The organism is Luteimonas sp. RC10, assembly GCF_014192745.1.
Classification (GTDB): Bacteria; Pseudomonadota; Gammaproteobacteria; order Xanthomonadales; family Xanthomonadaceae; genus Luteimonas.
In genome coordinates, this window is the sequence record NZ_JACHYJ010000001.1 from 428,818 (window position 1) to 453,545 (window position 24,728).

The window sequence follows — 24,728 nt, forward strand, 5'->3', positions numbered from 1 at the left end:
ATGAACCCGCATATCGTCCTGCTTGCCTTGATCCTCGTCCTCGTCGCGGTCGCGACGGGCCTGCTCGTGGTGCTGCTGTTGCGCCGTTCCGGCGCGGGCGGCGACGCGCTGGAGCGGGCGCTGCGCGAGGAGCAGCGCGCGGGCCGGACCGAGTTGCGCCAGCAGCTCGATGGCTTCGCTGCGGCACAGGCGCAGCGCATCGACGCGTTCGGCGCGCAGCTGCAAGCAGTCGCCGCACGCACCGACCAGCGGCTGGACGAGTTCACCGTGCGCACCGATGCACGGCTCGATGCGTTCACCCGCACCACCGACGAACGCCTCGACGTGCTGCGCGCCGCGCTGGGCGAGGACGCGCGCAAGGCCCGCACCGAGGGCGCGGACCAGCAGCAGCGGTTCGCCGATGCGCTCGGCGCGCGCCTGAACGAGTTGACCCAGCGCAACGAGCAGCGCATCGGCGAGATGCGCGCCACGCTCGAGCAGCAGCTGCGCGCCTTGCAGGCCGACAACGCCGCCAAGCTTGAGCAGATGCGCGCGACGGTCGACGAGAAGCTGCAGACCACGCTCGAGGCGCGCCTGGGCGCGTCGTTCAAGCTGGTGTCCGAGCGGCTCGAACAGGTGCAGCGCGGACTGGGCGAGATGCAACAACTGGCAACCGGCGTGGGCGACCTCAAGCGCGTGCTGAGCAACGTCAAGAACCGCGGCGGCTGGGGCGAGGTGCAGTTGGACAACATCCTCGAGCAGACGCTGACGCAGGACCAGTACGGCCGTGGCGTGCGGGTCAAGCCGGGCGGCGCGGAGATCGTGGATTTTGCGATCCGCCTGCCGGGCCGCGGCGACGCCGATGCCGTCGTGTGGCTGCCGGTCGATGCGAAGTTCCCGCGCGAGGATTACGAACGCCTGCTCGATGCGCAGGAACAGGGCGACGCGGAGGCCGTGAAGACCGCGGTCGCCCAGCTCGAACGCGCGATCCGGGTGCAGGCGAAATCAATCTGCGACAAGTACGTGTGCCCGCCGCACACGACCGACTTCGCGGTGATGTTCCTGCCGACCGAGGGGCTTTACGCCGAGGTCATCCGCCGCGCCGGTCTGGTCGACCTGCTGCAGCGCGAGCACCGTATCGTGGTCGCCGGGCCGACGACGATCACCGCGCTGCTCAACAGCCTGCAGATGGGTTTTCGCACGCTGGCGATCGAGAAACGCTCGAGCGAGGTGTGGCAGGTGCTTGGCGCGGTCAAGACCGAGTTCGGCAAGTTCGCGACCGTGCTCGAGCGGGCCACCAGCCAGCTCGACACCGTGCAGAACAGCATCAAGGCGGCCGGCGTGCGCACGCGCGCGATCGAGCGCCAGCTGCGCGGCGTCGAGTCGCTGCCCGGCCCCGATGCGCAGGCGCTGCTGGGCGATACGCTCGACGACAGCGTCGACGCGCAGGACTGACCGGCCCACGCAACGCGGCGGCAATGCCCGCGCGGCGATGGCATGATCGGAGCGCCCCACCTACCGACGCACACCATGACCGCAGCACTGACCGATATCCCGCTGACCACCATCGACGGCGACACCACGATGCTCGGTGCTTATGCCGGCAAGGCGCTGCTGGTGGTCAATGTGGCGTCCAAGTGCGGTCTGACGCCGCAGTACGCCGGACTCGAAGCCCTGTATCGCGAGAAGCATGACGCGGGGCTGGAGATCCTCGGCTTTCCGGCCAACGATTTCGCCGGCCAGGAGCCGGGCAGCGACGCGGAGATCCAGCAGTTCTGCACGCTCCACTACGACGTGGGCTTTCCGCTGTTTTCCAAGATCGCCGTGACCGGGCCGGACGCGCATCCGCTGTATGCCGCGCTGACCGCGGCACGGCCGGAGGCGACCGGCGAGGGTCCGATGCGCGAGCGCCTGCGCGACCACGGCATGACCCCCAACCCGGCGCCGGGCGTGCTGTGGAATTTCGAGAAGTTCCTGATCGATCGCCACGGCCGCGTCGTCGACCGCTTCGCGCCGGACGTGACCGCCGACGATCCGCGGCTGCGCGCCGCGATCGAGGCCGCGCTGGCGGGCTGAGCGGCTTCGCCTGGCCGACACGACCGACGGCGGGCCGCGTGCGGCCCCCGCCGTGACTCAGGGGTTGGAGATGCCGGGCACCACCGGGATCGCATCGACCGGCACGGTCGGCATCGCGTCGTCCTCGTAGAGGTAATCCGGCAGGTCGTCGTCGTCGCTGCGGTGCCGGCGTACCGACTCGATCTGGTAGGCGCGGCGCTGCATCCAGGCATCGCGAATCAGCGCGTACTCGTCGGTCGCGCCCTCGCGCATGCTGTCGACGACGAACAACCGCGTACGCAGGTCGACCAGTTGCAGGCCCTGCAGGCCGTAGCGCCAGGGATCGTCGTCGAGCTGGCGCAGCGGCGACAGCGGCGCATCGCCGACCATGCCGAAACCGTCGCGCAACGTGCGCGGGCCGAACAGCGGCAGTTCCACATAGCGCGAGTTGCGCCAGCCCCACACGCCCAGCGTCTGGCCGAAATCGGCATCGCGATGCGGGATCTCCGCATCGGTGGCCGGATCGAAGATGCCGCCGATGCCCAGCGTGCTGTTGACCACGAACCGGCCCAGCGACTGGCCGGCGTCCTTCGGCCGCCCCTGCAGCAGCGCATTGAGCGCGGTGACCGGCTGGCCGAGGTTGCTGAAGAAGTTGCTCACCCCCAGCCGCACCGGCCGCGGCACGATCTTCGCATAGACCTTGGCCAGCGGCTTGGCGACGCCGCGGTCGACCGCGCTGTTGAACGCGAACATCTTGCGATTGAACGGTTCCCACGGATCGTAGCTGCGCGGCATCTGCGCGGCGGCCGGCAGCGTCGGGTCGGCCACCGGATCGTAGACCTGCTCGCCATACAGGGCGGCGTAATCGAGTTCGGCCTGGGTCGGCGCGCCGGCAACCGGCGTGCCATCGGCGGGGGTGGCATCGCCGGCGATGCGCGCGGCATCGTCGAGGGCGGCCACGACCGTGGCCTGATCGGGGGCGACCGGCTGCTCGGACGCATCGGCCTGGGCCGCATCGGGCACTTCGGCCGGCGCAGGCGCATCGATCGCCACCGGCGAGGGGACACGATCGCGCGGGGCGCCGGTCCCGGCGCAGGCGGCGAGTGTCGCTGCGGCCAGCAGCGGCAGGATCGGACGGAGCGTACGAAGCGGAGTCGACATCGGAAAAGTCCGGTGGGGGTGCCGATGAAACATCAAGAAGCCCTGCATCGCCGGGGCGCCGGCGGCCGCGCCGTCGTCCCCCCGGTGTCCTGCGCCGCAGTCGCGCGCAGGCGCAACCTTGGGGCGGGACCGACCGCGTCGGCGACGACGACGATACACCCGCCGTCCAGCGCGGCGCGTCTCACGCGCGCACGTAGGCCAGCGCCGGAGTCAGCCGGTAGGCGCTGCGCAACTCGGCCAGGCCAGGCGGCTCGCCCTGGACCGCGAGCGCACCGTCGCCGGCCAGTTCGGCCAGCAACGCGAGCCCGGCGCTGTCGACCGCGGTGACCGCGGTCAGGTCGAGCTGGCGGGCACCGGCGCGCAGCGGCTGCACGCGCGGCCACAGCCCCGGCACCGTGGCCGTCGACAACGCGCCAGCGAACGCCAGGGCATCGCCGTCGCGCCGGACCGAGGCGGCGGCAGGCGCGCTCATTGGCCGGCGTCGGCCTGGATCTGGCCGGCGCGCAGCTCGCGCGCGACCTGCTGGATCGACTTGCGCTGCAGCTCGGGATCGAACTGCTCGCGGAACGTGCGCACGAACGACACGCCCTCGACCATGACGTCGAACACCTTCCAGGTGCCGCCGCTCTGGCGCATCAGGTAGTCGACCGGCACCGGCTCACCGCCGCTGCGCAGCAGTTCGCTGGACACGCGCACGCCCAGGCCGCGCGGCAACGGCGCCTCGGACTTGATGCGCACGCGCAGCTGGGTGTTGAAGTCCAGCAGCGACGAGCCGTAGCGGCGCATCAGGTTCTCGGCCAGCGCGTCGCCAAACGCCTTGACGTCGGCGTCCGAGGCGCCGCGGCCATGCCGCCCGAGCACCTGGCGCGCGGCATAGTCGCGGTCGAACATGGTGTCGAACTCGCCGGTGATAAAGCGCTGCAGCGCGGCGCGGTCGCGGCTGAATTCGGCGCGGCGGGTCTCGATGGTCTTGAGCACGCGTTCGCTGTTGGCCAGCACCAGCTGGCTCGGCGAGCCGGCCTGGGCGGCAGCGGCCGGCGCGGCGGCCGGACGGGCCTGCGCGAACACGGCCGCGGCCGGCAGGGTGAGAGCGGCGGCCAGGGCCAACGGCAGCACACGGCGGATCAGGGGCATGCGGATCATGGGAGCACTCCTTCGTCACGGGGGGACGCGTCGGGGGACGCGGCGGCGGGCGGTTCGTCCGCCGACGGGGCGGCATTGCCGCCACCGCTGAACATGTATTTGCCGACCATCTGGATCAGGTCGACCGCCGGCGAGGTGAACGCGATCTCCTCGCCGGGCTGCAGCGATTCGACGTCGCCACCGGGCGACAGGCCGACGTAGCTCTCGCCGAGCAGGCCGCCGGTGAGGATCGCGGCCGAGGTGTCGGCCGGGATCTCGGCATAGCGCTTCTCGATCGCCAGGGTCGCGATCGAATCGAACTTCACCGGGTCCAGATCGATCTTCTCGACCCGGCCGATGGTCACACCGCCGATCTTCACCGGGGCATTGGGGCGCAACTGGCCGAGATTGCTGAAACGCGCGGTCAGTTCGTACGTGCCGCCACGGGCGAAGCCGAACTTGCCGTTGGTCGAGGCGATCGCCAGCACCAGCAGCGAGCCGAGTGCAAGCAGCAGAAACGCGCCGACGGCGAACTCGAGACGGGGACCACGGGCGCTTGTCATGGGTGTCACCTTTGCAGCGGGCCGCCTGTGTGGCGGTGAAGGGGAGGACCGGATGCCGGAATCGGCATCAACGGAACAGGAATGCGGACATCACGAAGTTGAACATCAGCACCAGCAGCGAGGCGTTGACCACCGCGCGGGTGGTGGCGACCGAGGTGCCCTCGATCGTCGGCTCGGCGTGGAAGCCCACATAGGACGCGACCAGCGCCGCGGTGCCGCCGAACACCGCCGACTTCAGGAACGTGGTCAGAAAGTCACCACGGAAATCGACCGCGTCCTGCATCGTCTGCCAGAACATGCCGTTGTCGATCCCCAGCACCTGGACCGCCTGGAACCAGCTCGCCGACAGCGCCAGGCTGCAGAAGAACGCGGTCAGCAGCGGCACGCAGAGCACCGCCGCCCAGAACCGCGGCGCGACCGCCTTGGCGACCGGATCGATCGCCATTAGGCCGAGTGCGGTGATCTGGTCGGTCGCCCGCATCAGGCCCAGTTCGGCGGCGATCGAACTGCCGGCACGGCCCACGAACAGCAGCGCGGTCAGCACCGGCGCCAGTTCCCGGTACAGGCCCAGGCCGATCAGCACGCTGACCTGGTTGCTGGCGCCATAGGTCTCCAGCGCGCGATAGCCCAGCAGCGTCAGCGACAGGCCGACGAAGGCACCGCCCACGGCAATGATCGGCAACGAGCGGCCGCCGATCTTGTAGACCTCGCGCAGCAGTTCGGCGAAGAAATCGGCGGTCGGGCGGGAGGCGCGCAGCACCGACAACGAGAACAGCCCGGCGCGACCGAGCGAGCGGATGGCGGCGGTCATCGGCGGCGTCCCGAGCAGCGATGGCGGGTCGTACGCAAGCGGATCGAACGCGTCATGCGGCCTCCGTCCGGGCGAGGTCGGCACGGTCGAACGCGATCGGCCCATCGGGCTCGCCGCGCAGGAACTGCCGCACCAGCGGGTCGTCGGAGGCCTCGAGCGCGGCCGGGGTGCCGGCGAATACGATCCGGCCGTTGGCGATCACCACCGCGCGGTCGGCGACCGGCAGCGTCTCGTGGACATGGTGGGTCACCACGATGCTGGTCAGCCCCAGGCTGGCATTGAGCCGGGCGATCAGGCTCATGATCACGCCCGAGGCGATCGGATCCAGGCCGGTCAGCGGCTCGTCGTAGATCATCAGCGGCGGATCGAGCGCCAGCGCGCGGGCCAGCGCGACGCGGCGCGCCATGCCGCCCGACAGCTCGCGCGGGTACAGGTCGGCAGCCGCGCGCAGGCCCACCGCCTGCAGCTTCATATCGACCAGCCGCGCGATCACCGGCTTGGGCAGGTCGGTGTGGATGCGCAGCGGCAACGCGATGTTCTCGGCCGCGGTGAGATCGGTCAGCAGGCCGTTGCCCTGCAGCAGTACGCCGATGCTCTTGCGCATCTCCAGCAGCGCGCGCTGGCGCTGCGGCACCGGACGCCCGAATACCTCGACCTTGCCGGCGGCCGGCACCAGCTCGCCGGTCAGCGCCGAGAGCAGGGTCGACTTGCCACTGCCCGACGGCCCCAGCACCGCGGTCACGCTGCCGCGTGGCACCGTCAGGTCGATGTCCGCAAGCACGGTCCGGCCGCCGCGATCGAGGCGGACCCGGTCGAGACGGACGGCGATGTCGGGGGCAGGATCGAAGGACACGCAAGCGGCCGAAGTTAAAAACCCGTCAAGGGTGGCGAAGTGCAACTGAACACAGGCGGAGTGACTGAACCGAATAGTACAGTAATTCAGTCCTGCCTGAACGCCGCACCGCAGTGTGCGACGCGTTATCTGCAGGCCTGTTCGCGTTCGCGCCAGCGCGGCGATGCGGCGGCGGCATCCGATTGCCTGGCCGGCCGCGAGCCGGGTCGATCGCCGGCCGTCCTGCCGCGGGTCATGCGCCCGGGTCGGCAACTGCCTCGCGGGCAGGCTCCGCCGGCGTGGTGTCCGTCCGCTCGGCCATGTCCTCATGCAGGATCCGGCGGATCTCCAGAACCGCCGGTGCGGTCTCCTGCACGCTGTGCCCGGACACGATGATCTTTTCCGACAGCGCGCCCGGCAGGTGCGCGCTGCGGTACGGCACCAGGCCGTCGTCACTGTCCTCCAGGCCCCCCTCGGCGCTGCGGCGCGCGATGATCGAATGCAGCCGCACCGCGGGTGAGATCGGAAACTGCGCGGCCGCGCGCACGAATGGATCGTCCTTGGACAGGTTGTCGATGCTGTTGGGCAAACGCGCCTCGCGCCGGTCCTCATCGTGGCCCGCCAGGGCCTGGATCACGTCGCCGAAGCCCTCGAGCAAGGTCAGCGGCAGCCGCACCAGGCCCGACACCCAGCGCCCCAGCCGGGTGCCCGCAACCTCGGTGCCACGGTGCGGCGCGGCGATGAACACGGCGCGCCCGACCTGCGGCAGCGGCTCGAAGCGCAGCATCGGCTCGAGCCGAGGGCGGATCCGCGCCAGCCGTGCCGGTTCGATCTCGCGCGTCTGGACGAACGTGTTCCACAGCGCATCGCCCGACGAGGACACCAGCAATCGCGCGATCACTCCACCCATGCTGTGGCCGACCAGCACGATGTCGTGCGAGGCCGGCGCCTGCCCGCCGGGGTCGACATGCGCCAGCGCGTCGATCACCAGGCGCCGGATCGCGGCCTGGTTGAGCGCGATCGGCATGTTGGTCGGGTAGTAGACCTGCCAGACCTGGTAATTCCGGCGCAGCGCCTCGTCGCCCATGATCTCGTTGGCGACGTTGACCCAGGCCTCGGGACTGCTGGCCAGGCCATGGATCATCAGCACGATGCGACGCTGCGGATCGTAGGGCTGCATCATGTACAGATGCGGGCGCTCGATCCCGCGCTCGCGGCCGAGCAAGGTGCGCAGCGACTGCACGGCGAACCCCGAGCGCGCCAGCCACAACCCGTAGCCGGCGCTGAAGTTCGCGGCCAGCGGCACCGACTGGCCACGCAGCACCACGGTGTCCTCGATATAGGGATCGTGCGCGCTGGCCAGCACCTCGCGCGTGGCCAGGACCTCGGCTGCATCCTCGCCCGGAAAGCGAAACAGCAGGGTCAGGCTCGGAGACGGCATCTCGCTCCATGCCGGCACGTCCGGGCGGTGACCGGCGCGCGCGTCGGGTGCGGCCGACGCGGCGGCGGCCACCGGGTCGTCCATCACCGCCACCAGCTCGGCGCCGAAGCCATCGCGGCGATAGATGCTGCGCAGGCCCTTGAACGACAGCGACGCGGCCGGCAGCAGTTCCTGCGGCATGTCCGTGCCGCCGGGCAGGCGCACGCCGGTCACGTCCATATGCAGCGTCCAGCCGGCGACCTCGATGCGGTCGGTCGCCGGTGCGCTGCGCAAGCGCGTGTCGAACAGCTGCGTCGAGGCCGCCTGGACGGCATGGTTGTACCAGTCGCGGACCTGGGTCTGGCGATCCTCGAATGCACGCTCGCCTGGCGAACGCGCGGTGTAGAACAGGTACACGTAGGCATGGCGCGCGGCTTCCAGCAGCGCCTGCAGCCGGGCATCGGCGCTCGCCGGGTCGACCGGTTTTCCAGGCACCGGCGAGGCCAGCGTCAGGGCGTGCTGCAACCACAGTTCCGATAGCGCCGATTGCAGGCGTTCGTCGGCAATGCCCTCCACGCCCGACAAGGCACGGATGCAATCGATCGACGGCTGCACGCAGGCGGCGGTGTCGAGACCGGCGACGCGGATCGTCTGCGCGGTGGCGGCGCTGAGGCGGCCGGTGGTCAGGATGTCGCCACGCTGCAACGCGATGGTTTCGCCGGGCGTCATCGGCGTGACCGCAACCGAGGGCCCGAACTCGCGCAGGATCGCGCAGCCGCCGAGCGCGGCCACCAGCAGTGCGGCGGTGACGGTCCGCCCCAGCCACGTGGACGAACGGCCCGTCATGGCGTGGCGGCGGGCACGCCCGGCACGCCCTGGCGGATCGCACGCGGGAACTCGGCTGCCGGCCCGTCGAAGGCGCGCGCGCGCGCGGTGATGCGGCCGGCCGCGCGCAGCGTCTCGAGGTCATAGCCCGGTACCAACCCGTCGTGGTCGTAGGCATAGCCGTCGAAGTGCCCCGACAGCAGCAGCCGGTAATCGAGCGGCAGCGCAGGCGCGATGCGACGCGCGAGCGCGAACACGATCGTCGTGCAGTTGCTGGTCAGCGTGTTGTAGAAGCGCGGCTTGCGCTGCAGCCGGGCCGCCTCGTCGAGATAGCCCAGGAACACCTCGCGCAGTTGCGCCGGCGGCACATCGAGCCGGTACAGATACACATCCTCGCCACGGATATTGCTGCGCACGCGCACGATGTCGTATTCGTCGGCGGCCACCAGCACGGTTTCGAACTGGCGGAAGAAGCCGCCGACCGCCGAGAACGACTCGTCGCGCTCCTTGCGGATTTCCAGCGAAAAGACCAGTTGGCGGCCATCGTCGAAACCGAACGAGACCAGCATGTGGGCGATATGCGGGCCCATCCAGTACGACAGGATCAGGTCGGCCGACACCAGACGCTCGAGGTCGTAGGTTCGCGTCTCCCAGCGCACGGTGTAGTCGTTATCGCTGCGCCAGTCGAAATTGCGGACATTGCGGAGCGTGACCCGATTGCCTTCGACATCGGCCTCGAGCAATCGCGCGACATCGTCAGCCCACAGCCGCGCATGCGAGGGCAGCAAGGTCTGCCACCAGCCGAGCAGCATCAGCAGTGCGATCCCGCCGATGATCGGGGCAATGCGACCGCGCGCTTGCCGCGGCCGCGGCGGCAGGGACACCAGCACAGCCACGGCGACGACCAGCCAGACCGCGATCAGCAACCATCGCCAAGGCTCGGGCGCCTGGTATCCCAGCGCGAATGCGCCCCACACCGCCACGGGCACGACCGCCAGCGCGGCCACGGCGGTGCCGAGCCAAGGCCTCACTGGGCGGCGCGCGGTCGTCGAGGGTGGATCGGTGAGGGAATCGGGCGCCATGTCGCGGGTCTGAGCCGGGCCTGCGATGGCAGGACGTGTTCATCCTAGCAATATTTGAACCCGTAAGTACACTATTTGATCGGCGGGTCGAACGCCGCCAGCACGCTGTCCATAGGAGCATGCATGCTGCGGGGAGCGTCTCAACGGTTGCTGCGAGCCTGAACGAGCTGCGCCGCCTGGGCGCAACTTACGCAATTTGAGCCAAACCACGACACCCCCGCGACATACGACGCGAAAGACTGGGCGCGTCACTTCCGACCGACCCAGGAGTTTTCCATGCGTCGTATCGTGCTTCCTCTCGCGGCTGCGGCTGCCTTCGCGCTGACCGCGTGTAATAACCACGACACCCCGGCCACGGGCCCTGCGCCGACGACCGACCCGGCGACCGCACCGCCACCGATGGACTCGCCAACACCACCGCCCAGCGATCCGATGACGCCGCCGCCGACCGACCCGACGCTGCCGCCGAACGATCCGGTCGATCCGACCATGCCGCCGCCGACCGATCCCACGATGCAGCCGCCGACCGATCCGACCACCACGCCGCCGGCACCGCCGACCGGTCAGGACTCGACGACCGGCACCTGATCGCGCGGGGCTGGCCCTTTTCTCCACCCAGCTCTCTCTGCCCGGTTCGACGCGCAACCAGCGCAACGCTCTCTCTCAACCGGTGTTGCCGCCCGTGTCTCACGGGCGGCTTTTTATTGGTGTCATGCCGGCGCCAGCAGGCGCGGTAGACGCACGGTGTCGCAACAGTCCACCGCTTGCCTGCACCGCCGCCCTCGCCTCTCAGCGCGGCGGACTGCGGCGGGCGTCGTCGCTGACAATGCGGCGCGCGCGGAACTCGCTGTCGTCGTTCCACTGCGGCCAGTCGGTCGTATTGGCGAGCGCGGCCGCCAGACGGTAGACCGTGCGCGTATCGGCAGTTGGTCCGGCCATGTCCCAGCTGTCGTCGAAGGCGTCGCCCGGCTGGTGGTAGCGGTGCGCGAAGTAATCGGCGCGCGCCGCCTTGCCGCCGGCCACGCCGCCATCGAGCTGGTCCATGCCCGGCCCGATCGTCAGCGCAGGCACACCGGCCTGGGCGAACGCGAAATGGTCGGCGCGGTAGAACAGCCCGGCTTCGAGATTGGGATCGGGCGACCAACTGCGGCCATCGACGGCTGCGGCCGCGGCCAGGTCGCGCTCCAGCGACACGCGGCCGTTGCCCCAGGACGAGATGTCGCGGGTTTCGCCGTCCGGGCTCCACATTTCCATGTTCAGCACCGCGGCCGTGGTCTCGAGCGGACGCAGCGGATTGGCCGCGTAGTAAGTCGCACCGAGCAGGCCATTCTCCTCGGCCGTCAACGCGATGAACTGCAGCGTGCGGGCCGGGCGCGGGCCGGCGGCGAACACGCGCGCCAGTTCGATCAGCGACGCGATCGCGGTCGCGTTGTCGACCGCGCCGTTGATGATCGCATCGCCGCTGGCATCGGGCTCGCCGACCCCGAAGCTGTCCCAGTGACCCGACAGCACGACCGTCTCGTCTGGACGCGACGCGCCCGGCAGCACACCGACCACGTTGTGGCTGGTCACGCGCTCGCGCTGCACATCGAAGGCGATGTCCAGGCGCGCATCGCCGAGCGCGCCGCCACGGAAACCGGGCTGCTGCGCCCGGCGCTTCTCGGCCTCGAAATCGAGCCCGGCATCGGCGAACAGGCGCACCGCGACCTCGCGCTGCATCCAGCCGCGCATCGGCAGGTGATGGGTCTGAGCGTCGGCGCGGACGATGTCGTACTGCGGCCCGGCGCGACCGTTGCGCACCGTCGCCCACGGGTAGGACGCCGGCTCGGTCTCGTGGACGATCAGCACGCCCGCCGCGCCGCGGCGCGCCGCCTCTTCGTACTTGTAGGTCCAGCGGCCGTACCAGGTCAGCGCCCGCCCGCCGAAGCGACCCGGCGCCTCGGCCTCGAAATCGGGATCGTTGATCAGCACCACGACCAGCTTGCCGGCGACGTCGAGCCCGGCGTAGTCGTCCCAGTCGAGTTCCGGCGCCGTGATGCCGTAGCCGGCGAACACGACCGGCAGATTAGCCAGGTCCACGCGTCCACCCGGCCGCAGGGTCTCGACCGCGATGTCGTCGCCATTGGCGAGCGCGCGCGTCTGCCCGCCGACATGCACGCGCGCCTCGACCGGACCGACGATCGCACTGCGCTCGAGCACGACCGCCTGGGTCCAGCCGCCGTCGTCGCCGCCCGGCGACAACCCGGCCTGCGCGAACTGTTCGGCGATGTAGGCGATGGTCTTGCGCTCGCCCTCGGTCGTCGGCGCGCGCCCTTCGAATGCGTCGGAGGCGAGCACCGACAGGTGCCGCGCGAGGTTGTCGGCAACGATCCCGCCACCCGGCACATCGGCCGTTGCGCCCGGAGCAGGGCCGGAGCTGGGGTCGGGACCGGCGACAGCGGCGAACGCCGGCACGCCGGCCAGCGACAACACCAGAGCGGTGGACAGGAGAGCGGCAGGCACAGCGCGGCGTGGCATTGGCGGGGGCTTCCTCACATGAATTTTCTCCATCATGCCGCAATTGGCCCGGGCCCCTGCCAGCGGCTACAGTGGAGGATGGTCCCCCCGACAGGAGCACTGCATGTCACGACGCCTCCGCGTTTCGCTGCCCCGGCCCATGCTGGCCGCCTTGCTGGTGCCCGCGTTTGCACTGGCTGCCTGCGCACCCGCCCATGACGAGGGCTTCGAGGAGGAACCGCCCGCCGCCGGCGTCGCCGATGCCGACACCGGTGCCGGCAGTGCGATCGAGACTGAAGCCGCGGCCGGTGAGCCGTCGGCCGAGGGCGCGATCGGCACCACGCCCTGCGACACCGAGGCGGTGCAGGCGATGATCGGCCAGGCGGGCACCGACGCGCTCTTCGACAAGGCCCGGCAGGACGCCGGCGCCCGCACCCATCGCGTGATCCGTCCCGGCGATGCGGTGACGATGGATTTCCGTGAGGACCGACTGAACATCGACCTCGACGCCGAAGGCCGGATCACCGGATTCCGCTGCGGCTGATGCCGCTGGCGCGGCGGGCGGATCAGCGCTCGTCGCGCCTGCCGAACTCGACCGGTTGGGCGTCGGACTTGCTGCGCCAACGCCCCTCGCCGTAACGCTCGCAGTCGCGCGAGACCGGCTCACCTGGCTGGTCGGGCCGGCTGACGCACAACGGGTTGTTGTCGACCGCCGCGTTGGTGTCGCGATAGTCCATCGTGCCGCAGGCGGCAAGCGGCAGGGCCGCCGCCAAGCTCCACAGGCTGCGCATGGTTCCAGGCTCCGTTGCGTGATGACGGTCTCGACGATTGCAGGCACACGCCGCCTATGCAAGGCCGGCCCGCTGACCAGGCGCTGCACGCAGCGCTGCGATGCCCACGCTGGCATCAGCACCGCCCACACCATGACGATTGATTTCCCGGCCGCGACGGGGTCGCTGGCCGTTCCCGCTTGCCGAACCCCGCCAGCGGCGGACGGCATTCCCCTTCTGAACCGACCGGCCGCCTAGGGTCGGCCCGGGAATGCCTGCGCGGTCGTCACGCGCGAGGCTGGCACTCCCTCTCATGACGGGAGCGCCAGGTGAACACGATCCATTCGACGACGTCGTCCGGTCTGGCCGCCGAGCGCCGACCCGAGACACATGAGACCGGGCCGCAGCACATAGTCGAGCGCGGCGACACGCTGTCGGCCATCGCCCAGCGCTACGGGACCGATATCGCCGGCTTGATGGCGGCCAATCCCCAGATCCGCAACCCCGACGTGCTGTATCCCGGTGACACGATCATCGTGCCCGCCGGGAATGGCGCTGTGGACGTGCGTGCTGGCGACACGCTGTCGAGCATCGCCGCTGCTCACGCCACTACGGTACGCGCCCTGCTCGACGCGAACCCGCACATCCGCAATCCCGACCTGATCCACGCCGGCCAGTCGATCGCGCTGCCGGGCGATCGTGGCGCATCTCCCGCGCCGACTGAGCCGACACCCGCCATCGACGCGATCGACACCCCGCCCGCTCCACCCGCCGATGCCGGGGACCATCGTCTGGGCCAGTTGTCGGAGCAGTACGAGACCGGCGGACGCGGCCCGGGCACCGTGTCGACTGGCGCCGGCGATCCAGGGGGCGTGTCCTACGGGAGCTACCAGTTGGCGACCAATCGCGGTCGCCCGCAGGAATTCCTTGCGCAGGAGGGCAGCCGCTGGGCAGACGCGTTCGGCGACGCGGCCCCCGGGACGCCTGCCTTCAGCGCGACCTGGCGCGACATCGCAGCGCGCGAGCCCGGGGCGTTCGCCAACGCGCAGCATGCCTATATCCAGCGGACCCACTACGACGTGCAGACCGAGCGCGTGCTGACCAACACTGGTCTCGATGTGTCGGGCCGCTCGGCGGCGGTGCAGGACGCCGTCTGGTCCACAGCGGTCCAGCATGGGCCCGCGACAAATGCGATCACCCGCGCCGTGCGTAACGTCGAAGCAGGTGGGCTGTCGCCCGACGACGGTGTCGCGTACGACCGTGCATTGATCGATGCGATCTACGACGAGCGCGGTCGCCGCAACGCCGACGGCACCTTGGTGTACTTCAGCAGTGCACCTGCGTCCACGCAACGCAGTGTGGCCGAGCGGTTCGAGAACGAACGCGCCGATGCGTTGGCGATGCTCGACCAGCCGTGATGCATCGATGACCGCGGTCCGGCTATCGTGCGGCGCAACGACCGACGACGGAGCCGATGGCATGCCCCCTGTCCCTGTGCGTCCTGCCATTACCTTGACCGCCGCCACCTGCCTGGCGTTCGCCCTGTCGAGCTGCTCACAGGCGGCCGCGCCGCCGGACAAGACGGCACGTGGCACGGCGCCGTCGCAAGGCACAGCAAACGCAGACCGTCCGCCTTCCGAGCAACCCGAACATGCCGGGCACTATGCGTTGCGGGGCGTGCACGTGGCCGACCTTGAGCTGACACCGAGCGCCGACGGCGCGAACTGGGACGTGGTGCTGCGTGGCGGCAGCGCAGCGAGCGATGGTGCAGCCGTGGCGGCCGACTGCGAGCTCCACGCCCGCGGCCCACTGCGTGACGACGGCATCGAAGCGAACGTCATGCCGTTCGAGGGCGAACTGATGTCGGTGACCGTCGCCGACCTCAAGCGCGCGCCCGCTTCGATCACGGTTCGCTTCGACGGGCCCAGCATCGTCGTCGAGGCCGACGCCGCGCTGTGCGGCAACGGCGCGGACTTCAACGGACGCTACCAACGCCGCCAGTAATCGCAGCGCGCGCCTTGTGACCCAGGCCAGTGTCGGCGTGCGCACACGCCGACGGCAGGCGTACCGGCGAAGGCGCAGGGCATCCGCTCGCTAACGTCCGGCCTGCAAGGCCTCGAGAATGCGGCGCCCTGCCCGGCCGTCGTCGGGGCTGAGCCCGAGCCGGCGCTGCTCGGCCTGAATCGCACGCCGGGTGGCTGTCCCGATCATCCCGTCGACCTCACCGATGTCGTGTCCGCGCGCAGCGAGCAGGGTCTGCAATGCGCGGCGGTCGGCGCGCGACAGCCCAGGATCGTCGGTCGGCCACGGTGTCTTCAGACCGGTCCCGCCTCGCAACTGGTCGGCGAGCAAGGCGATCGCCAGCGCGTAGCTTTCGGCGGCGTTGTAGGAATAGATCGCATCGTAGTTGCGCAGCACCAGGAACGCCGGGCCCGAGGCCCCGGTCGGTGCGATCACCGCCGCGCGGGTATCGCCGGCCGGCAACGCGCCGCCATCGACCCGGGTCACGCCGCGCGCGGCCCAGTCGGACACCGGCCGGCGGTTCGTGCGTCCGGCCTGCGCGATCGCAAAGCCAGCCGGCAACCGGACCTCGTAGCCCCAGGGCTGACCGCTGCGCCAACCGGCGCGCGCGAGGTAGTTCGCGGTCGAGGCCAGGGCGTCGGGGATGCTGTCGACGAGATCGCGGCGGCCGTCGCCGTCGAAATCCACCGCGATACGCGCGTAGGTGCTGGGCATGAACTGCGTGTGGCCAAAAGCACCGGCCCAAGAGCCGGTCAAGCCCGGATCGCGCAGATCGCCCTTGTGCAGGAGGTCGAGCAGCGCCAGGAACTCGCCACGGAAGAATGGCTGCCGGCGCCCGTTGCAGGCCAGCGTGGCGAGCGACACGCGCAGCGGCCGCTTGCCCGAGATGCGGCCGTAGTCGCTCTCCACGCCCCAGACCGCAACGACGGTCTCGGCATCGACACCGTACTGCGCCGACACCCGCGCCAGCAGGTCGCGGTGCTCGGCCAGCATCGCGCGGCCATCCTCGACGCGCTGCGCATCCACCAGCCCGGCCAGGTAGTCCCACAGCGGCGTGGTGAACTCGGGTTGCGCGTCGAGCAGCGGCAACACGCTCATGTCCGGCTGCAGGTCGGACGTCAGCCGATCGAAAGCGTCGCCGGGAATGCCGCGCTTGGCGGCATCGCCGCGGATACCGGCCAGGCACTGAGCGAACGCTGCCGGGTTGGCAGGCGGTGGCGGCGGCGTGGCCGCGGCCACCGCGCCGGCTGCACCCAGCAGTGCGAACGTGGTGACGGCACGCAAAGGGTTCTTCATCGAATGGAACTCCGGGGCGGAACAGCCACGCCACTGTGCCTCACGAGGCCGGCAGCGGACGCGTGCGTGGATTTGGGTTTAACGCGCCGCTCAGGCGGCAGCGCACGACCCACGGTGAAGTGCGCAATGTGGACCCGGTCTCAGGCCACGTCGCCGTCGACGTAGTACCAGTGACCGTCCTCGCGCACGAAGCGGCTGCACTCGCGCATGCGCACGACGCTGCCGCCGCCGATGCGATAGCGCGCGACGAACTCGACCTCGGCGCGGTCGTCCTCCAGCACGTCGAACGCGCGCACGTCCAGGCCCAGCCACGTGGGCTGCGGCCCGCGCAGATCGAGATCCGGCGGACAGGTGCGCGGATGCCAACTCGTCCGCAGGTAGTCGACATCGCCGCGCACGTAGGCGCTGTAGCGCGCGCGCATCAGGGTTTCGGCATCCGGCGCGGGCATGCCGGCGTGGATGCGACCACAGCACTCGTCGAACGCCAGGCGGCGGCCACAGGGACAGGCGGTCAGGGAGGACGGATCGGGTGCGGGCATCCGGGCATTGTGCAAGCACCGTGGCGCGATCGCGAGCGGCACGTGCTCACAGAAACCCCGTTGCAGCCAGTGACACCGCCTCACCCTCGCCGATGACGAAGTGATCGAGCACACGCACATCGACCAGCGACAGCGCCTGGCGGATCGTGCTGGTGACCGTGCGGTCGGCGCCACTGGGGCAGTTGCTGCCGCTGGGATGGTTGTGGCCGACGATGATCGCGGCGGCGTTGTGCGCGAGCGCGCGCCGTGCGAGTTCGCGCGGATACACCTCGGCATTGTCGATCGTGCCCTGGAACACCTCCTCGAAGGCCAGCGCGCGGTGCCGGGCGTCGAGATAGAGCACGGCGAAGACTTCATGGGGAAGGCCACGCAGACGCTGAGTGAAATAGCGACCGGCGGCGCCGGGATCGGTGATCGCCTCGCCGCATTCGAGCGTCTGGGCCAGCACCCGGTTGCCCACTTCGAGTGCGGCGCTCAGGCCACTGGCGCGCGCCAGGCCCAGGCCCGGCAGCTGCGCGAGCCCCTGCGGCCCGCGCTCGAGCAGCGCGCGCAGCGAGCCGTGGTCCTTGAGCAGTTGGCGGCCGGTCGCCACCGCATCCATGCCGCGCAGGCCCGAGCCCAGGAAGATCGCCAGCAACTCCGCATCCGACAGCGCGCCCGCGCCCCGGGCAAAGAGTTTCTCGCGCGGTCGCTCGCTCTTGGGCCATTTCGAGATGTGCATCGCCGCCTCCGTTGGGGAGCCGGCACCGGCGCGACGCGACGGGGAGGGTGTCGGACGCGCATCGCCGATGCCGGCGGGACCTGTATTGCAACGCGTGCGCACGCCCCGGCGCAGCCAGCGGTCCACCTCGCTTCGGGTAAGCTGTCGGTCGATTTTCCGGTAGGGCTTCCCCGACCATGGCTGGCGCGTCGACCTCGCTGCATGGGCAGCGCATCCTGCTGTGCGTGTGCGGCGGCATCGCCGCCTACAAGGCCGCCGAGCTCGTGCGGCGTCTGCGTGATGCCGGCGCCCAGGTGCGCGTGGCGATGACCGACAGCGCGCTGCACTTCGTCTCGGCCGCGACCTTCCAGGCGGTGTCGGGCGAACCGGTGCGCACCACCTTGTGGGACCCGGGCGCCGAGGCCGCGATGGGCCACATCGAGCTGGCTCGGTGGGCCACGCGCGTGGTCGTAGCGCCTGCGACTGCGAACACGCTGGCCAAGCTCGCGCATGGCTTTGCCGACAACCTGGTCACCACGCTGTGCCTGGCGACGACTGCGCCGCTGACCGTGTGCCCGGCGATGAACCACCGCATGTGGCTGCACCCGGCCACGCAGGCCAATCTCGCGCTGCTGCGCGAGCGAGGCGCGCAGGTGGTGGGGCCGGAAGACGGCCCGCTGGCCGAAGGCGAATCGGGCCCGGGACGGCTGGCCGAGCCGACCGCGATCGTCGCGGCGCTGCCGGCATGAGCGGGCCGCTGGCGGGCCGGCGGGTGATCGTCAGTGCCGGACCGACCTACGAAGACCTCGACCCGGTGCGGTTCCTGGGCAACCGCAGCAGCGGCAAGATGGGCTTCGCGGTAGCCGCGGCCGCCGCGCAGGCCGGTGCCGATGTGCAGCTGGTGGCCGGTCCCGTGCACCTGCCCACGCCCGATGGCGTGACGCGTGTGGACGTGCGCTCGGCCGCGCAGATGCATGCCGCGGTGTTCGCTGCCCTGCCCGCCGACATCTACGTCGGCGCCGCAGCGGTCGCGGACTTCACCCCGGCTCGGGTCGCCACGTCGAAGATCAAGAAGCGTGTGGGCGAGGCCGGCCTGACGCTCGAACTGGTGCGCACGCGCGACATCCTCGCCGAGCTCGCCGCCGACCCGCGCCGGCCCCGGCTGATGGTCGGCTTCGCCGCCGAGACCGACGATGTCGATGACAACGCCCGCCACAAGCTCGCCGCCAAGCGCGTCGACCTGATCGCGGCCAACCGCGTCGGCGTCGCCGGCAGCGGGTTCGAGGGCGACGACAACCTGCTGGTGGTGCACGACGCCGCCGGCCAGCATTCGCTGGGGCCCGGCCCCAAGACCGCGGTCGCGGCCGACCTGGTCGCGCTGATCGCCCACCGCCTCGATCCGGAGCCGCCATGAACCACATCCTCGACGTCCGCGTGCTCGATGCCCGCTTCGGCCAGCAGTGGCCGCTGCCGGCCTATGCCACCGAAGGCAGTGCCGGTCTTGACCTGCGCGCGGCCCTCGACGAGCCATTGGCGCTGTTGCCCGGCGACGTCGCGCTGGTGCCCTCGGGGCTGGCGATCCATATCGGCGATCCGGGACTGTGCGCGGTCGTGTTGCCGCGCTCGGGCCTGGGCCACAAGCACGGCATCGTGCTCGGCAACGGCACCGGCCTGATCGATGCCGACTACCAGGGCCCGCTGATGATCAGCGTCTGGCACCGCGGCAAGGACGCCTTCACCATCGAACCGGGCGACCGCATCGCGCAACTGGTGCTGCTGCCGGTGGTGCATGCGACGCTCAACGTGGTGGATACTTTTGTCGACACCGCACGTGGGGCCGGGGGATTCGGGCACTCGGGCGTACGCTGACGGGGACAGGCCATGGGCGAGAAGGATCCGCATCGCACACGCGAACTGATGACGCAGTTGGGACGCGTCGCACCGGTGCTCGCCGTGGTGCTGGCACTGCTGGCCCTGTGGTGCGCCTGGCAGGGCGTCCGTCAGTGGCAGGCCGGGCAGCGCAGCACCAGCGTGACGCAGGCGCGCGACGCCGCGGTCGATGCGACCGGCCAGGCGCTGCAGGCCGAGCTGCGGCGGATGCGCGAACGCCTGGCCAGCGCGCCGGTGCAGCGCGCGCTGCAGGACGGCCGCCTGGATGCCGCCGGTGCCGCGCTCGGCCGCGACTGGCCAGGTGCGACCGGCGTCGCGGTGGTCCCGCACGACCTGCGCAGCGAATACAACGCCCTGGCGCCGGGCCGTTTCGGCCGGCTCGCGGCTCTGGAGAGCGCGGTCGCCGCCGGCGAGCCGGTGTTGATGGTGGCCGGCGGCCCCGCCGGTCCGCAGATCCTGGTCACCGCGCCGGCGCGCGTGGGTGAGCGCCCGGTGGGCGTGGCGATCGCGGCGCTCCCGCTCGAACGCGCGACCGCCGGCCTGGCCGCCGTCGAGGTCGACCCGGCGACCTACGTCGCACTGCGGCAGGGAAGCCAGACCCTGATGGCGCGCGGCGAGCCGGCGCTGTCGAACGTCGCCGAGCGCCTGGGCCGACCGGTGCCGGGCACGCAGCTGCGGATCGTCGCAGCGACTCCGCACGTCGGTCGCCCGCCACTTGGACTGTCCGCATTGCCGTTGTGGGGGCTCGCCGCAACGCTGTTGGCCCTGGCGATCGCGGCCGGGCGGCTCGCACGGCGGCGCTCGCCTGCTGGCAGTGAATCCGATGCCGAGCCCACCCTCGCCCAGTCGTTGCAGACCGCGGATGTGGACCGGCCGGCGCCCCGCCCGGCACCGGCCAGCGCACCCAAACCGGCAGCGGCGCAACTCGATCCTGCGATCTTCCGCGCCTACGACATCCGCGGTGTCGTCGGGCGCACGCTCGATGCCGCGATCGCCGAGCGGATCGGACGCGCGATCGGCTCGCTGATGCACGAGCAGGGACTTGACGAGATCGTGGTCGGTCGCGACGGCCGCCTTTCGGGGCCCGACCTCGCCGCAGGCCTCATCGCCGGCCTGCGCGCAAGCGGACGCAATGTCGTCGATATCGGCCTGGTGCCGACCCCGCTGACCTACTTCGCCGCCTACCACCTGCGGACCGGCTGCTGCGTCTCGATCACCGGCAGCCACAACCCGCCCGAATACAACGGCTTCAAGATCGTTGTCGGCGGCGAGACGCTGGCCGGCGAGGCCATCGCCGAGCTGCACGCGCGCATCGCAGGTGAACGCCTGTATGCCGCGCCAGTGCCGGGTGGGCTGGTCGAGCGCGACCTCGCCGACGACTACGTCCGGCGCATCGCCGACGACATCCAGATCGCACGGCCGCTGAAGGTCGTCGTCGATGCCGGCAACGGTGCGGCCGGCACCCTGGGCCCGCGCGTGCTCGAGGCGATCGGCGCCGACGTGATCCCGCTGCATTGCGAGATCGACGGCACCTTCCCGAACCACCATCCCGATCCGAGCGAGCCGCGCAACCTGGCCGACCTCATCGATGTGGTCAAGCGCATGGGCGCCGACCTGGGCGTGGCCTTCGACGGTGATGGCGACCGGCTGGGTGTGGTTGCCGCCGATGGCGCCATCATCGACGCCGATCGCTTGCTGATGCTGTTTGCCGCCGACCTGCTCGAACGCAATCCCGGTGCGTTGATCGTCCACGACGTCAAATGCACCGGGCGGTTGACCGGCCACGTGCTGCGCCACGGCGGCAGCCCATTGATGTGGAAGACCGGCCACTCGCTGATCAAGGCCAAGATGCGCGAGACCGGTGCCGAACTGGCTGGCGAGATGAGCGGGCATTTCTTCTTCGCCGAGCGCTGGTTCGGCTTCGACGACGGCCTCTACGCCGCTGCGCGGCTGCTGGAGATCCTCGCGCTGCAGGCCGACCCCACCGCCGCGCTCCACGCGCTGCCGGTCGGCGTCTCGACGCCCGAGCTCAAGGTCGACGTGCCCGGCGGCGACCCGCACGCCTTCGTCGCCCGGTTCCTCGCGCAGGCCACATTCGACGGCGCGCGGCTGTCGACGATCGACGGGCTGCGTGCGGACTGGCCCGATGGCTGGGGACTGGTGCGCGCGTCCAACACAACGCCGGTGCTGGTGCTGCGCTTCGATGCCGACGATGCGCAGGCACTGGCGCGGATCCAGGCGCTGTTCCGCGAGCGCCTGCTCGCGATCGAACCCGGGCTGACGCTGCCGTTCTAAGCCGCCTTGCGGGCGGCGCCGCGCGGCCGCCTGCGACCCATGCGCCCTGGTGCGCTTTGCGTCTTCGCCAATGGCGGGCGACGCGGGCACCCTGACCCGCATTCGCGGCCGAATCCGACATCGGCACGGGCGACAGGCCGATGTCCTGCCTCGACGTCGTGAGCGAGGCTGGCAGCACACCTTCACCGGAGTGCCGTCATGTCGATGCCGATCCGCTTGTCCTGCCTGCTGTGGCTGTGCACCGGCCTCGCGCCGATGCCGGTGCCTGCACAGCCCGCCGCTGATGCGCTGATGCTGGCCACCGACCTGCACGGCGAGATCGACGTGGGCGCCTATTACGTCAGCGAGAAACTCGACGGCGTGCGCGGGCGCTGGGACGGCCAGGCACTGTGGACGCGTGGCGGCCAGCGCATTGCGGTCCCGGCGGGCTTCACCCGCGGCTGGCCCGATGGGCCGATGGACGGCGAGCTGTGGCTCGGGCGCGGCCGGTTCGAGGAGACGAGCGCGCTCGTGCGCGGCGCCGACCCGACCGATCCGCGCTGGCGGCAGCTGCGGTTCCTGGTCTTCGACCTGCCCGGCCATCCCGGTCCGTTCTCCGATCGCGTTGTCGCGATGCGGCAGCTGACCGTGCGCATGACGCATCCGCACTTGGCGATGGTGGCGCAGGCCCGCCTGCCCTCGCAGCCTGCGCTCGATGCCCGGCTGGCCGAGGTCGTCGCCAGCGGCGGCGAGGGATTGATGCTGCACCACCGCGACGCGCGCTACGCCGCCGGCCGCAGTCCCGCACTGCGCAAGCTCAAGCCGTTCGACGATGCCGAGGCGCGGGTGGTGGGCTATCTGCCGGGCAAGGGCAAGTACACCGGGATGGTCGGCGCACTGCTGGTCGAGCATCGCGACGGGCGCCGGTTCCGGATCGGCAGCGGGCTGCGGGACGCACAACGGATCGACCCGCCCGCGATCGGCAGCCTGGTCACCTACCGCCACAACGGCGTGACCAGCAACGGCCTGCCGCGTTTCGCCCGGTTCCTGCGGGTGCGCGACGATGAACCGCGCGGCCGGCGGCCCGACGAAGGCACCGGCGCGCCTATCGCGGCGCCTCGCTGAGCAAGCTCGTCGGCGTCAGAGCGACTGCAACGCCGCACGCGCCCGCGCGGTCAGCAGGCGCGTTCCTTGGCGAAGGGATTGAGCCTGCGTACCCAACTGTCACCGCAGTCGATGTCCACTGGCTCGGGCTCGACCGGCTTGGCGGGCGCACGCGCAGCCGCACGTGCGCGCTCGAGTTCGGCGAGCTTCTCGCGGATGCGCGGTATCGCGGCCAGCGCAGCACGCTCGCCCTGCAGGATCGCTGCGTTGCGCTGTTCGAAACTCGCCGGCCCGATGTCGTTGACCTGCGGTCGGATCACCACGTCCGCGCGCGCCAGTTCCTGACGCCCAAGGTTCTGGCCCATGATCGCGATCGACTGGTTGACGATGCCCAGCATGCTGCCCGGCGTGCTGCCGCTGGCCTTGCTGGAAATGTCGACCGCGATCACCAGGTCGGCGCCGAGTTGGCGGGCCGCGTCCACCGGCACCGGGCTGACGACCCCGCCGTCGACATAGTGGCGGTCGCCGATCTTTACCGGCTCGAACACGCCCGGCACGCTGCTCGAGGCGCGCACCGCCTGGCCGGTATTGCCGCGGACGAACACGATGCGGTCGCCGGTTTCCAAACGCGTGGCGACGGCCGCGAACGGAATCGGCAAGCGGTCGATCGTGCGGTTGCCGACCTCGCGATTGACGTAGTCCTGCAGCGCGACGCCCTGCACCAGGCCGCCGGAGAACAGCCGCACATCGCGAATGCTCGATTCATCGAGCGCCACTGCCCGCTCCTGCATCCGGAACGGATCCATGCCGCTTGCGTACAGCGCGCCGACCACGCTGCCGGCACTGGTCCCGGCGACGACATCGGCCTTGATGCCATTGGCTTCGAGCATCTTGATCACACCGATGTGCGCAAACCCCTTGGCCGCGCCACCACCCAACGCCAGGCCGATCCGGACCGGCGGCGTCCTGGTCGCGGGCGCCGCGGGCGTCGCAGCAGGCGTCGCCGGCACCGGTTTGACGTTGTCGCGTCCGCAGCCGGCCGCAAGCATCGTCAGAGCGCACAGCACGAGCGTCAGCGGTGCGCGGCGCGAGATGGAAAACGACGGGAGGCGTGGACGCATGGCAGTGGGATCGAAGGGACGAGGCGCGAGGATACCGGGGCCCGTCGCGCGCGGGCAGGGACCGGCGGCATGACGCGACGCGTGCAGGCGCATGGACCGCCCTCGCCCGCCGGACCGGCACGACGGAAAACGGCCGACCCCCAACGGGATCGGCCGCCCTATCCGCACATCAACGCGAGCCATGGCGCGTGAGCGCCGGTGCGGCTCAGCCCTCGTCGGCCTCGCCCGCTGCGCTGCGTCCGCGCGCCGCATTGGCCGAACGCTTGCGCGCGGCCGCGTTGCCGGCCTCGATCCGGCGCGCGTTGCCCTGGAGAGCGCCGTTCGCCTGCTTCTTGCGGTACTGCCGCGCAGCGACCCAGACCAGGCCCAGGCCGATGGCGCTGGCCGCCACGATCGCCGGGTTGCGGCGCAGGAACCCGCCGGCGACCTTCGCGCCGGTGCGCGCGGCGCCCACGGTCAGACCGGTCTTGAGCCACTTTTCCGCCGTGCCCGGAATCGCGTGGCGCAGGCTGTCGCCTGCCTGGCCGACCAGCGACACGGCCTTGTCGGACAGCGCTTCGAACTTGCTCATCGGGGGCTCCTGAGAATGACCATGAGGAAAGGCGGTCAGTGTGCGTCGGCGACCGTCGATCCAGCGTGAGCGCAGGCCCCGCTCGCCGGCACGTT

The 24,728-nt window shown here is 70.8% G+C and carries 24 protein-coding genes and 1 pseudogene; 10 read left to right on the forward strand and 15 right to left on the reverse strand.

Annotation, left to right across the window (positions count from 1 at the left end):
* Both rmuC and FHW73_RS01830 read left to right on the forward strand, forming a co-directional pair.
* Positions 1-1,434: a DNA recombination protein RmuC gene (gene rmuC, locus FHW73_RS01825; protein WP_183424996.1), complete on the forward strand. Its 1,434-nt coding sequence runs from the start codon at positions 1-3 to the stop codon at positions 1,432-1,434.
* A 75-nt stretch (positions 1,435-1,509) separates the two neighbouring features.
* Positions 1,510-2,055, forward strand: a complete 546-nt coding sequence (locus FHW73_RS01830) for a glutathione peroxidase (RefSeq protein ID WP_183424997.1) — start codon at positions 1,510-1,512, stop codon at positions 2,053-2,055.
* A 57-nt stretch (positions 2,056-2,112) separates the two neighbouring features.
* On the opposite strand, the gene FHW73_RS01835 is transcribed toward FHW73_RS01830, so the two are convergent.
* The 8 genes from FHW73_RS01835 to FHW73_RS01870 all read right to left on the reverse strand — a co-directional run bounded on the left by FHW73_RS01835 (position 2,113) and on the right by FHW73_RS01870 (position 9,850).
* Positions 2,113-3,195, reverse strand: a complete 1,083-nt coding sequence (locus FHW73_RS01835; RefSeq protein WP_183424998.1) for a VacJ family lipoprotein — start codon at positions 3,193-3,195, stop codon at positions 2,113-2,115.
* A gap of 181 nt (positions 3,196-3,376) precedes the next feature.
* The gene (locus FHW73_RS01840; RefSeq protein ID WP_183424999.1) at positions 3,377-3,667 is read right to left on the reverse strand and encodes an STAS domain-containing protein; all 291 of its coding nucleotides are present in this window, start codon (positions 3,665-3,667) and stop codon (positions 3,377-3,379) included.
* Positions 3,664-4,329 (reverse strand): ABC transporter substrate-binding protein, encoded by a 666-nt coding sequence (locus FHW73_RS01845; protein ID WP_183425360.1) that lies wholly within the window; start codon positions 4,327-4,329, stop codon positions 3,664-3,666. The genes FHW73_RS01840 and FHW73_RS01845 overlap by 4 nt, the downstream gene beginning before the upstream one ends.
* Before the next feature lie 5 nt (positions 4,330-4,334).
* Positions 4,335-4,880, reverse strand: coding sequence for an outer membrane lipid asymmetry maintenance protein MlaD (gene mlaD / locus FHW73_RS01850; RefSeq protein ID WP_183425000.1), 546 nt, complete (start codon positions 4,878-4,880; stop codon positions 4,335-4,337).
* Positions 4,881-4,947: 67 nt separating this feature from the next.
* Positions 4,948-5,691, reverse strand: coding sequence for an MlaE family lipid ABC transporter permease subunit (locus FHW73_RS01855; RefSeq protein WP_183425001.1), 744 nt, complete (start codon positions 5,689-5,691; stop codon positions 4,948-4,950).
* Between the two features lie 52 nt (positions 5,692-5,743).
* Positions 5,744-6,520: an ATP-binding cassette domain-containing protein gene (locus FHW73_RS01860; protein WP_345776143.1), complete on the reverse strand. Its 777-nt coding sequence runs from the start codon at positions 6,518-6,520 to the stop codon at positions 5,744-5,746.
* A 256-nt stretch (positions 6,521-6,776) separates the two neighbouring features.
* The gene (locus FHW73_RS01865; RefSeq protein ID WP_183425003.1) at positions 6,777-8,789 is read right to left on the reverse strand and encodes an alpha/beta fold hydrolase; all 2,013 of its coding nucleotides are present in this window, start codon (positions 8,787-8,789) and stop codon (positions 6,777-6,779) included.
* Entirely contained in the window at positions 8,786-9,850 is a 1,065-nt protein-coding gene (locus tag FHW73_RS01870) for a DUF4105 domain-containing protein (protein ID WP_183425004.1), read from the reverse strand. Before FHW73_RS01870 ends, FHW73_RS01865 begins: the two co-directional genes overlap by 4 nt.
* A 276-nt stretch (positions 9,851-10,126) precedes the next feature.
* Here FHW73_RS01870 and FHW73_RS01875 point away from each other — a divergent pair, with 276 nt between their 5' ends.
* Complete coding sequence (locus tag FHW73_RS01875) at positions 10,127-10,438, forward strand: hypothetical protein (protein ID WP_183425005.1); 312 nt, start codon at positions 10,127-10,129, stop codon at positions 10,436-10,438.
* Positions 10,439-10,639: 201 nt separating this feature from the next.
* On the opposite strand, the gene FHW73_RS01880 is transcribed toward FHW73_RS01875, so the two are convergent.
* On the reverse strand, positions 10,640-12,235 hold the full coding sequence (locus tag FHW73_RS01880) for a M28 family metallopeptidase (protein ID WP_345776144.1): 1,596 nt from the start codon (positions 12,233-12,235) through the stop codon (positions 10,640-10,642).
* A gap of 235 nt (positions 12,236-12,470) precedes the next feature.
* Here FHW73_RS01880 and FHW73_RS01885 point away from each other — a divergent pair, with 235 nt between their 5' ends.
* Complete coding sequence (locus tag FHW73_RS01885) at positions 12,471-12,890, forward strand: I78 family peptidase inhibitor (protein ID WP_183425007.1); 420 nt, start codon at positions 12,471-12,473, stop codon at positions 12,888-12,890.
* Between the two features lie 22 nt (positions 12,891-12,912).
* Here the strand turns inward: FHW73_RS01885 and FHW73_RS01890 are convergent, their stop codons facing one another.
* Positions 12,913-13,137: a hypothetical protein gene (locus FHW73_RS01890; RefSeq protein WP_183425008.1), complete on the reverse strand. Its 225-nt coding sequence runs from the start codon at positions 13,135-13,137 to the stop codon at positions 12,913-12,915.
* A gap of 308 nt (positions 13,138-13,445) precedes the next feature.
* Here FHW73_RS01890 and FHW73_RS01895 point away from each other — a divergent pair, with 308 nt between their 5' ends.
* The gene (locus tag FHW73_RS01895) at positions 13,446-14,534 is read left to right on the forward strand and encodes a LysM domain-containing protein (RefSeq protein ID WP_183425009.1); all 1,089 of its coding nucleotides are present in this window, start codon (positions 13,446-13,448) and stop codon (positions 14,532-14,534) included.
* Positions 14,535-14,541: 7 nt separating this feature from the next.
* Entirely contained in the window at positions 14,542-15,120 is a 579-nt protein-coding gene (locus FHW73_RS01900) for a hypothetical protein (protein WP_183425010.1), read from the forward strand.
* A gap of 90 nt (positions 15,121-15,210) precedes the next feature.
* On the opposite strand, the gene FHW73_RS01905 is transcribed toward FHW73_RS01900, so the two are convergent.
* The 3 genes from FHW73_RS01905 to radC all read right to left on the reverse strand — a co-directional run bounded on the left by FHW73_RS01905 (position 15,211) and on the right by radC (position 17,694).
* Positions 15,211-16,434, reverse strand: a complete 1,224-nt coding sequence (locus FHW73_RS01905; protein WP_183425011.1) for a lytic murein transglycosylase — start codon at positions 16,432-16,434, stop codon at positions 15,211-15,213.
* Between the two features lie 140 nt (positions 16,435-16,574).
* The gene (locus FHW73_RS01910; RefSeq protein ID WP_183425012.1) at positions 16,575-16,973 is read right to left on the reverse strand and encodes a YchJ family metal-binding protein; all 399 of its coding nucleotides are present in this window, start codon (positions 16,971-16,973) and stop codon (positions 16,575-16,577) included.
* Positions 16,974-17,019: 46 nt separating this feature from the next.
* Positions 17,020-17,694 carry a DNA repair protein RadC gene (gene radC, locus FHW73_RS01915; RefSeq protein WP_183425013.1) on the reverse strand — a complete coding sequence of 225 codons (675 nt, stop codon included), beginning with the start codon at positions 17,692-17,694 and terminating at the stop codon, positions 17,020-17,022.
* 176 nt (positions 17,695-17,870) lie between these two features.
* Here radC and coaBC point away from each other — a divergent pair.
* From coaBC to FHW73_RS01935, 4 genes and pseudogenes are all read left to right on the forward strand, one after another.
* Positions 17,871-19,087 (forward strand): annotated as a pseudogene (coaBC, locus tag FHW73_RS01920) (bifunctional phosphopantothenoylcysteine decarboxylase/phosphopantothenate--cysteine ligase CoaBC).
* Positions 19,084-19,542: a dUTP diphosphatase gene (gene dut, locus FHW73_RS01925; RefSeq protein WP_183425014.1), complete on the forward strand. Its 459-nt coding sequence runs from the start codon at positions 19,084-19,086 to the stop codon at positions 19,540-19,542. Before coaBC ends, dut begins: the two are co-directional and overlap by 4 nt.
* A gap of 12 nt (positions 19,543-19,554) precedes the next feature.
* On the forward strand, positions 19,555-21,858 hold the full coding sequence (locus tag FHW73_RS01930; protein ID WP_183425015.1) for a phosphomannomutase/phosphoglucomutase: 2,304 nt from the start codon (positions 19,555-19,557) through the stop codon (positions 21,856-21,858).
* Between the two features lie 198 nt (positions 21,859-22,056).
* Complete coding sequence (locus FHW73_RS01935; RefSeq protein WP_255492541.1) at positions 22,057-22,962, forward strand: DNA ligase; 906 nt, start codon at positions 22,057-22,059, stop codon at positions 22,960-22,962.
* A 50-nt stretch (positions 22,963-23,012) separates the two neighbouring features.
* On the opposite strand, the gene FHW73_RS01940 is transcribed toward FHW73_RS01935, so the two are convergent.
* Positions 23,013-24,062 carry a patatin-like phospholipase family protein gene (locus tag FHW73_RS01940; RefSeq protein ID WP_183425016.1) on the reverse strand — a complete coding sequence of 350 codons (1,050 nt, stop codon included), beginning with the start codon at positions 24,060-24,062 and terminating at the stop codon, positions 23,013-23,015.
* Between the two features lie 205 nt (positions 24,063-24,267).
* Positions 24,268-24,633 (reverse strand): hypothetical protein, encoded by a 366-nt coding sequence (locus FHW73_RS01945; protein WP_183425017.1) that lies wholly within the window; start codon positions 24,631-24,633, stop codon positions 24,268-24,270.
* Positions 24,634-24,728 lie beyond the last annotated feature (95 nt).

Coding starts and splice junctions, on each gene's coding strand:
- FHW73_RS01945 (WP_183425017.1), bottom strand. CDS start 24,633: ATGAGCAAGTTCGAAGCGCTGTCCGACAAGGCCGTGTCGCTGGTCGGC.
- FHW73_RS01870 (WP_183425004.1), bottom strand. CDS start 9,850: ATGGCGCCCGATTCCCTCACCGATCCACCCTCGACGACCGCGCGCCGC.
- mlaD (WP_183425000.1), bottom strand. CDS start 4,880: ATGACAAGCGCCCGTGGTCCCCGTCTCGAGTTCGCCGTCGGCGCGTTT.
- FHW73_RS01865 (WP_183425003.1), bottom strand. CDS start 8,789: ATGACGGGCCGTTCGTCCACGTGGCTGGGGCGGACCGTCACCGCCGCA.
- FHW73_RS01830 (WP_183424997.1), top strand. CDS start 1,510: ATGACCGCAGCACTGACCGATATCCCGCTGACCACCATCGACGGCGAC.
- FHW73_RS01935 (WP_255492541.1), top strand. CDS start 22,057: ATGTCGATGCCGATCCGCTTGTCCTGCCTGCTGTGGCTGTGCACCGGC.
- FHW73_RS01835 (WP_183424998.1), bottom strand. CDS start 3,195: ATGTCGACTCCGCTTCGTACGCTCCGTCCGATCCTGCCGCTGCTGGCC.
- FHW73_RS01885 (WP_183425007.1), top strand. CDS start 12,471: ATGTCACGACGCCTCCGCGTTTCGCTGCCCCGGCCCATGCTGGCCGCC.
- FHW73_RS01875 (WP_183425005.1), top strand. CDS start 10,127: ATGCGTCGTATCGTGCTTCCTCTCGCGGCTGCGGCTGCCTTCGCGCTG.
- FHW73_RS01855 (WP_183425001.1), bottom strand. CDS start 5,691: ATGACCGCCGCCATCCGCTCGCTCGGTCGCGCCGGGCTGTTCTCGTTG.
- FHW73_RS01840 (WP_183424999.1), bottom strand. CDS start 3,667: ATGAGCGCGCCTGCCGCCGCCTCGGTCCGGCGCGACGGCGATGCCCTG.
- radC (WP_183425013.1), bottom strand. CDS start 17,694: ATGCACATCTCGAAATGGCCCAAGAGCGAGCGACCGCGCGAGAAACTC.
- FHW73_RS01940 (WP_183425016.1), bottom strand. CDS start 24,062: ATGCGTCCACGCCTCCCGTCGTTTTCCATCTCGCGCCGCGCACCGCTG.
- FHW73_RS01900 (WP_183425010.1), top strand. CDS start 14,542: ATGACCGCGGTCCGGCTATCGTGCGGCGCAACGACCGACGACGGAGCC.
- FHW73_RS01905 (WP_183425011.1), bottom strand. CDS start 16,434: ATGAAGAACCCTTTGCGTGCCGTCACCACGTTCGCACTGCTGGGTGCA.
- FHW73_RS01890 (WP_183425008.1), bottom strand. CDS start 13,137: ATGCGCAGCCTGTGGAGCTTGGCGGCGGCCCTGCCGCTTGCCGCCTGC.
- dut (WP_183425014.1), top strand. CDS start 19,084: ATGAACCACATCCTCGACGTCCGCGTGCTCGATGCCCGCTTCGGCCAG.
- FHW73_RS01930 (WP_183425015.1), top strand. CDS start 19,555: ATGGGCGAGAAGGATCCGCATCGCACACGCGAACTGATGACGCAGTTG.
- rmuC (WP_183424996.1), top strand. CDS start 1: ATGAACCCGCATATCGTCCTGCTTGCCTTGATCCTCGTCCTCGTCGCG.
- FHW73_RS01845 (WP_183425360.1), bottom strand. CDS start 4,329: ATGCCCCTGATCCGCCGTGTGCTGCCGTTGGCCCTGGCCGCCGCTCTC.
- FHW73_RS01910 (WP_183425012.1), bottom strand. CDS start 16,973: ATGCCCGCACCCGATCCGTCCTCCCTGACCGCCTGTCCCTGTGGCCGC.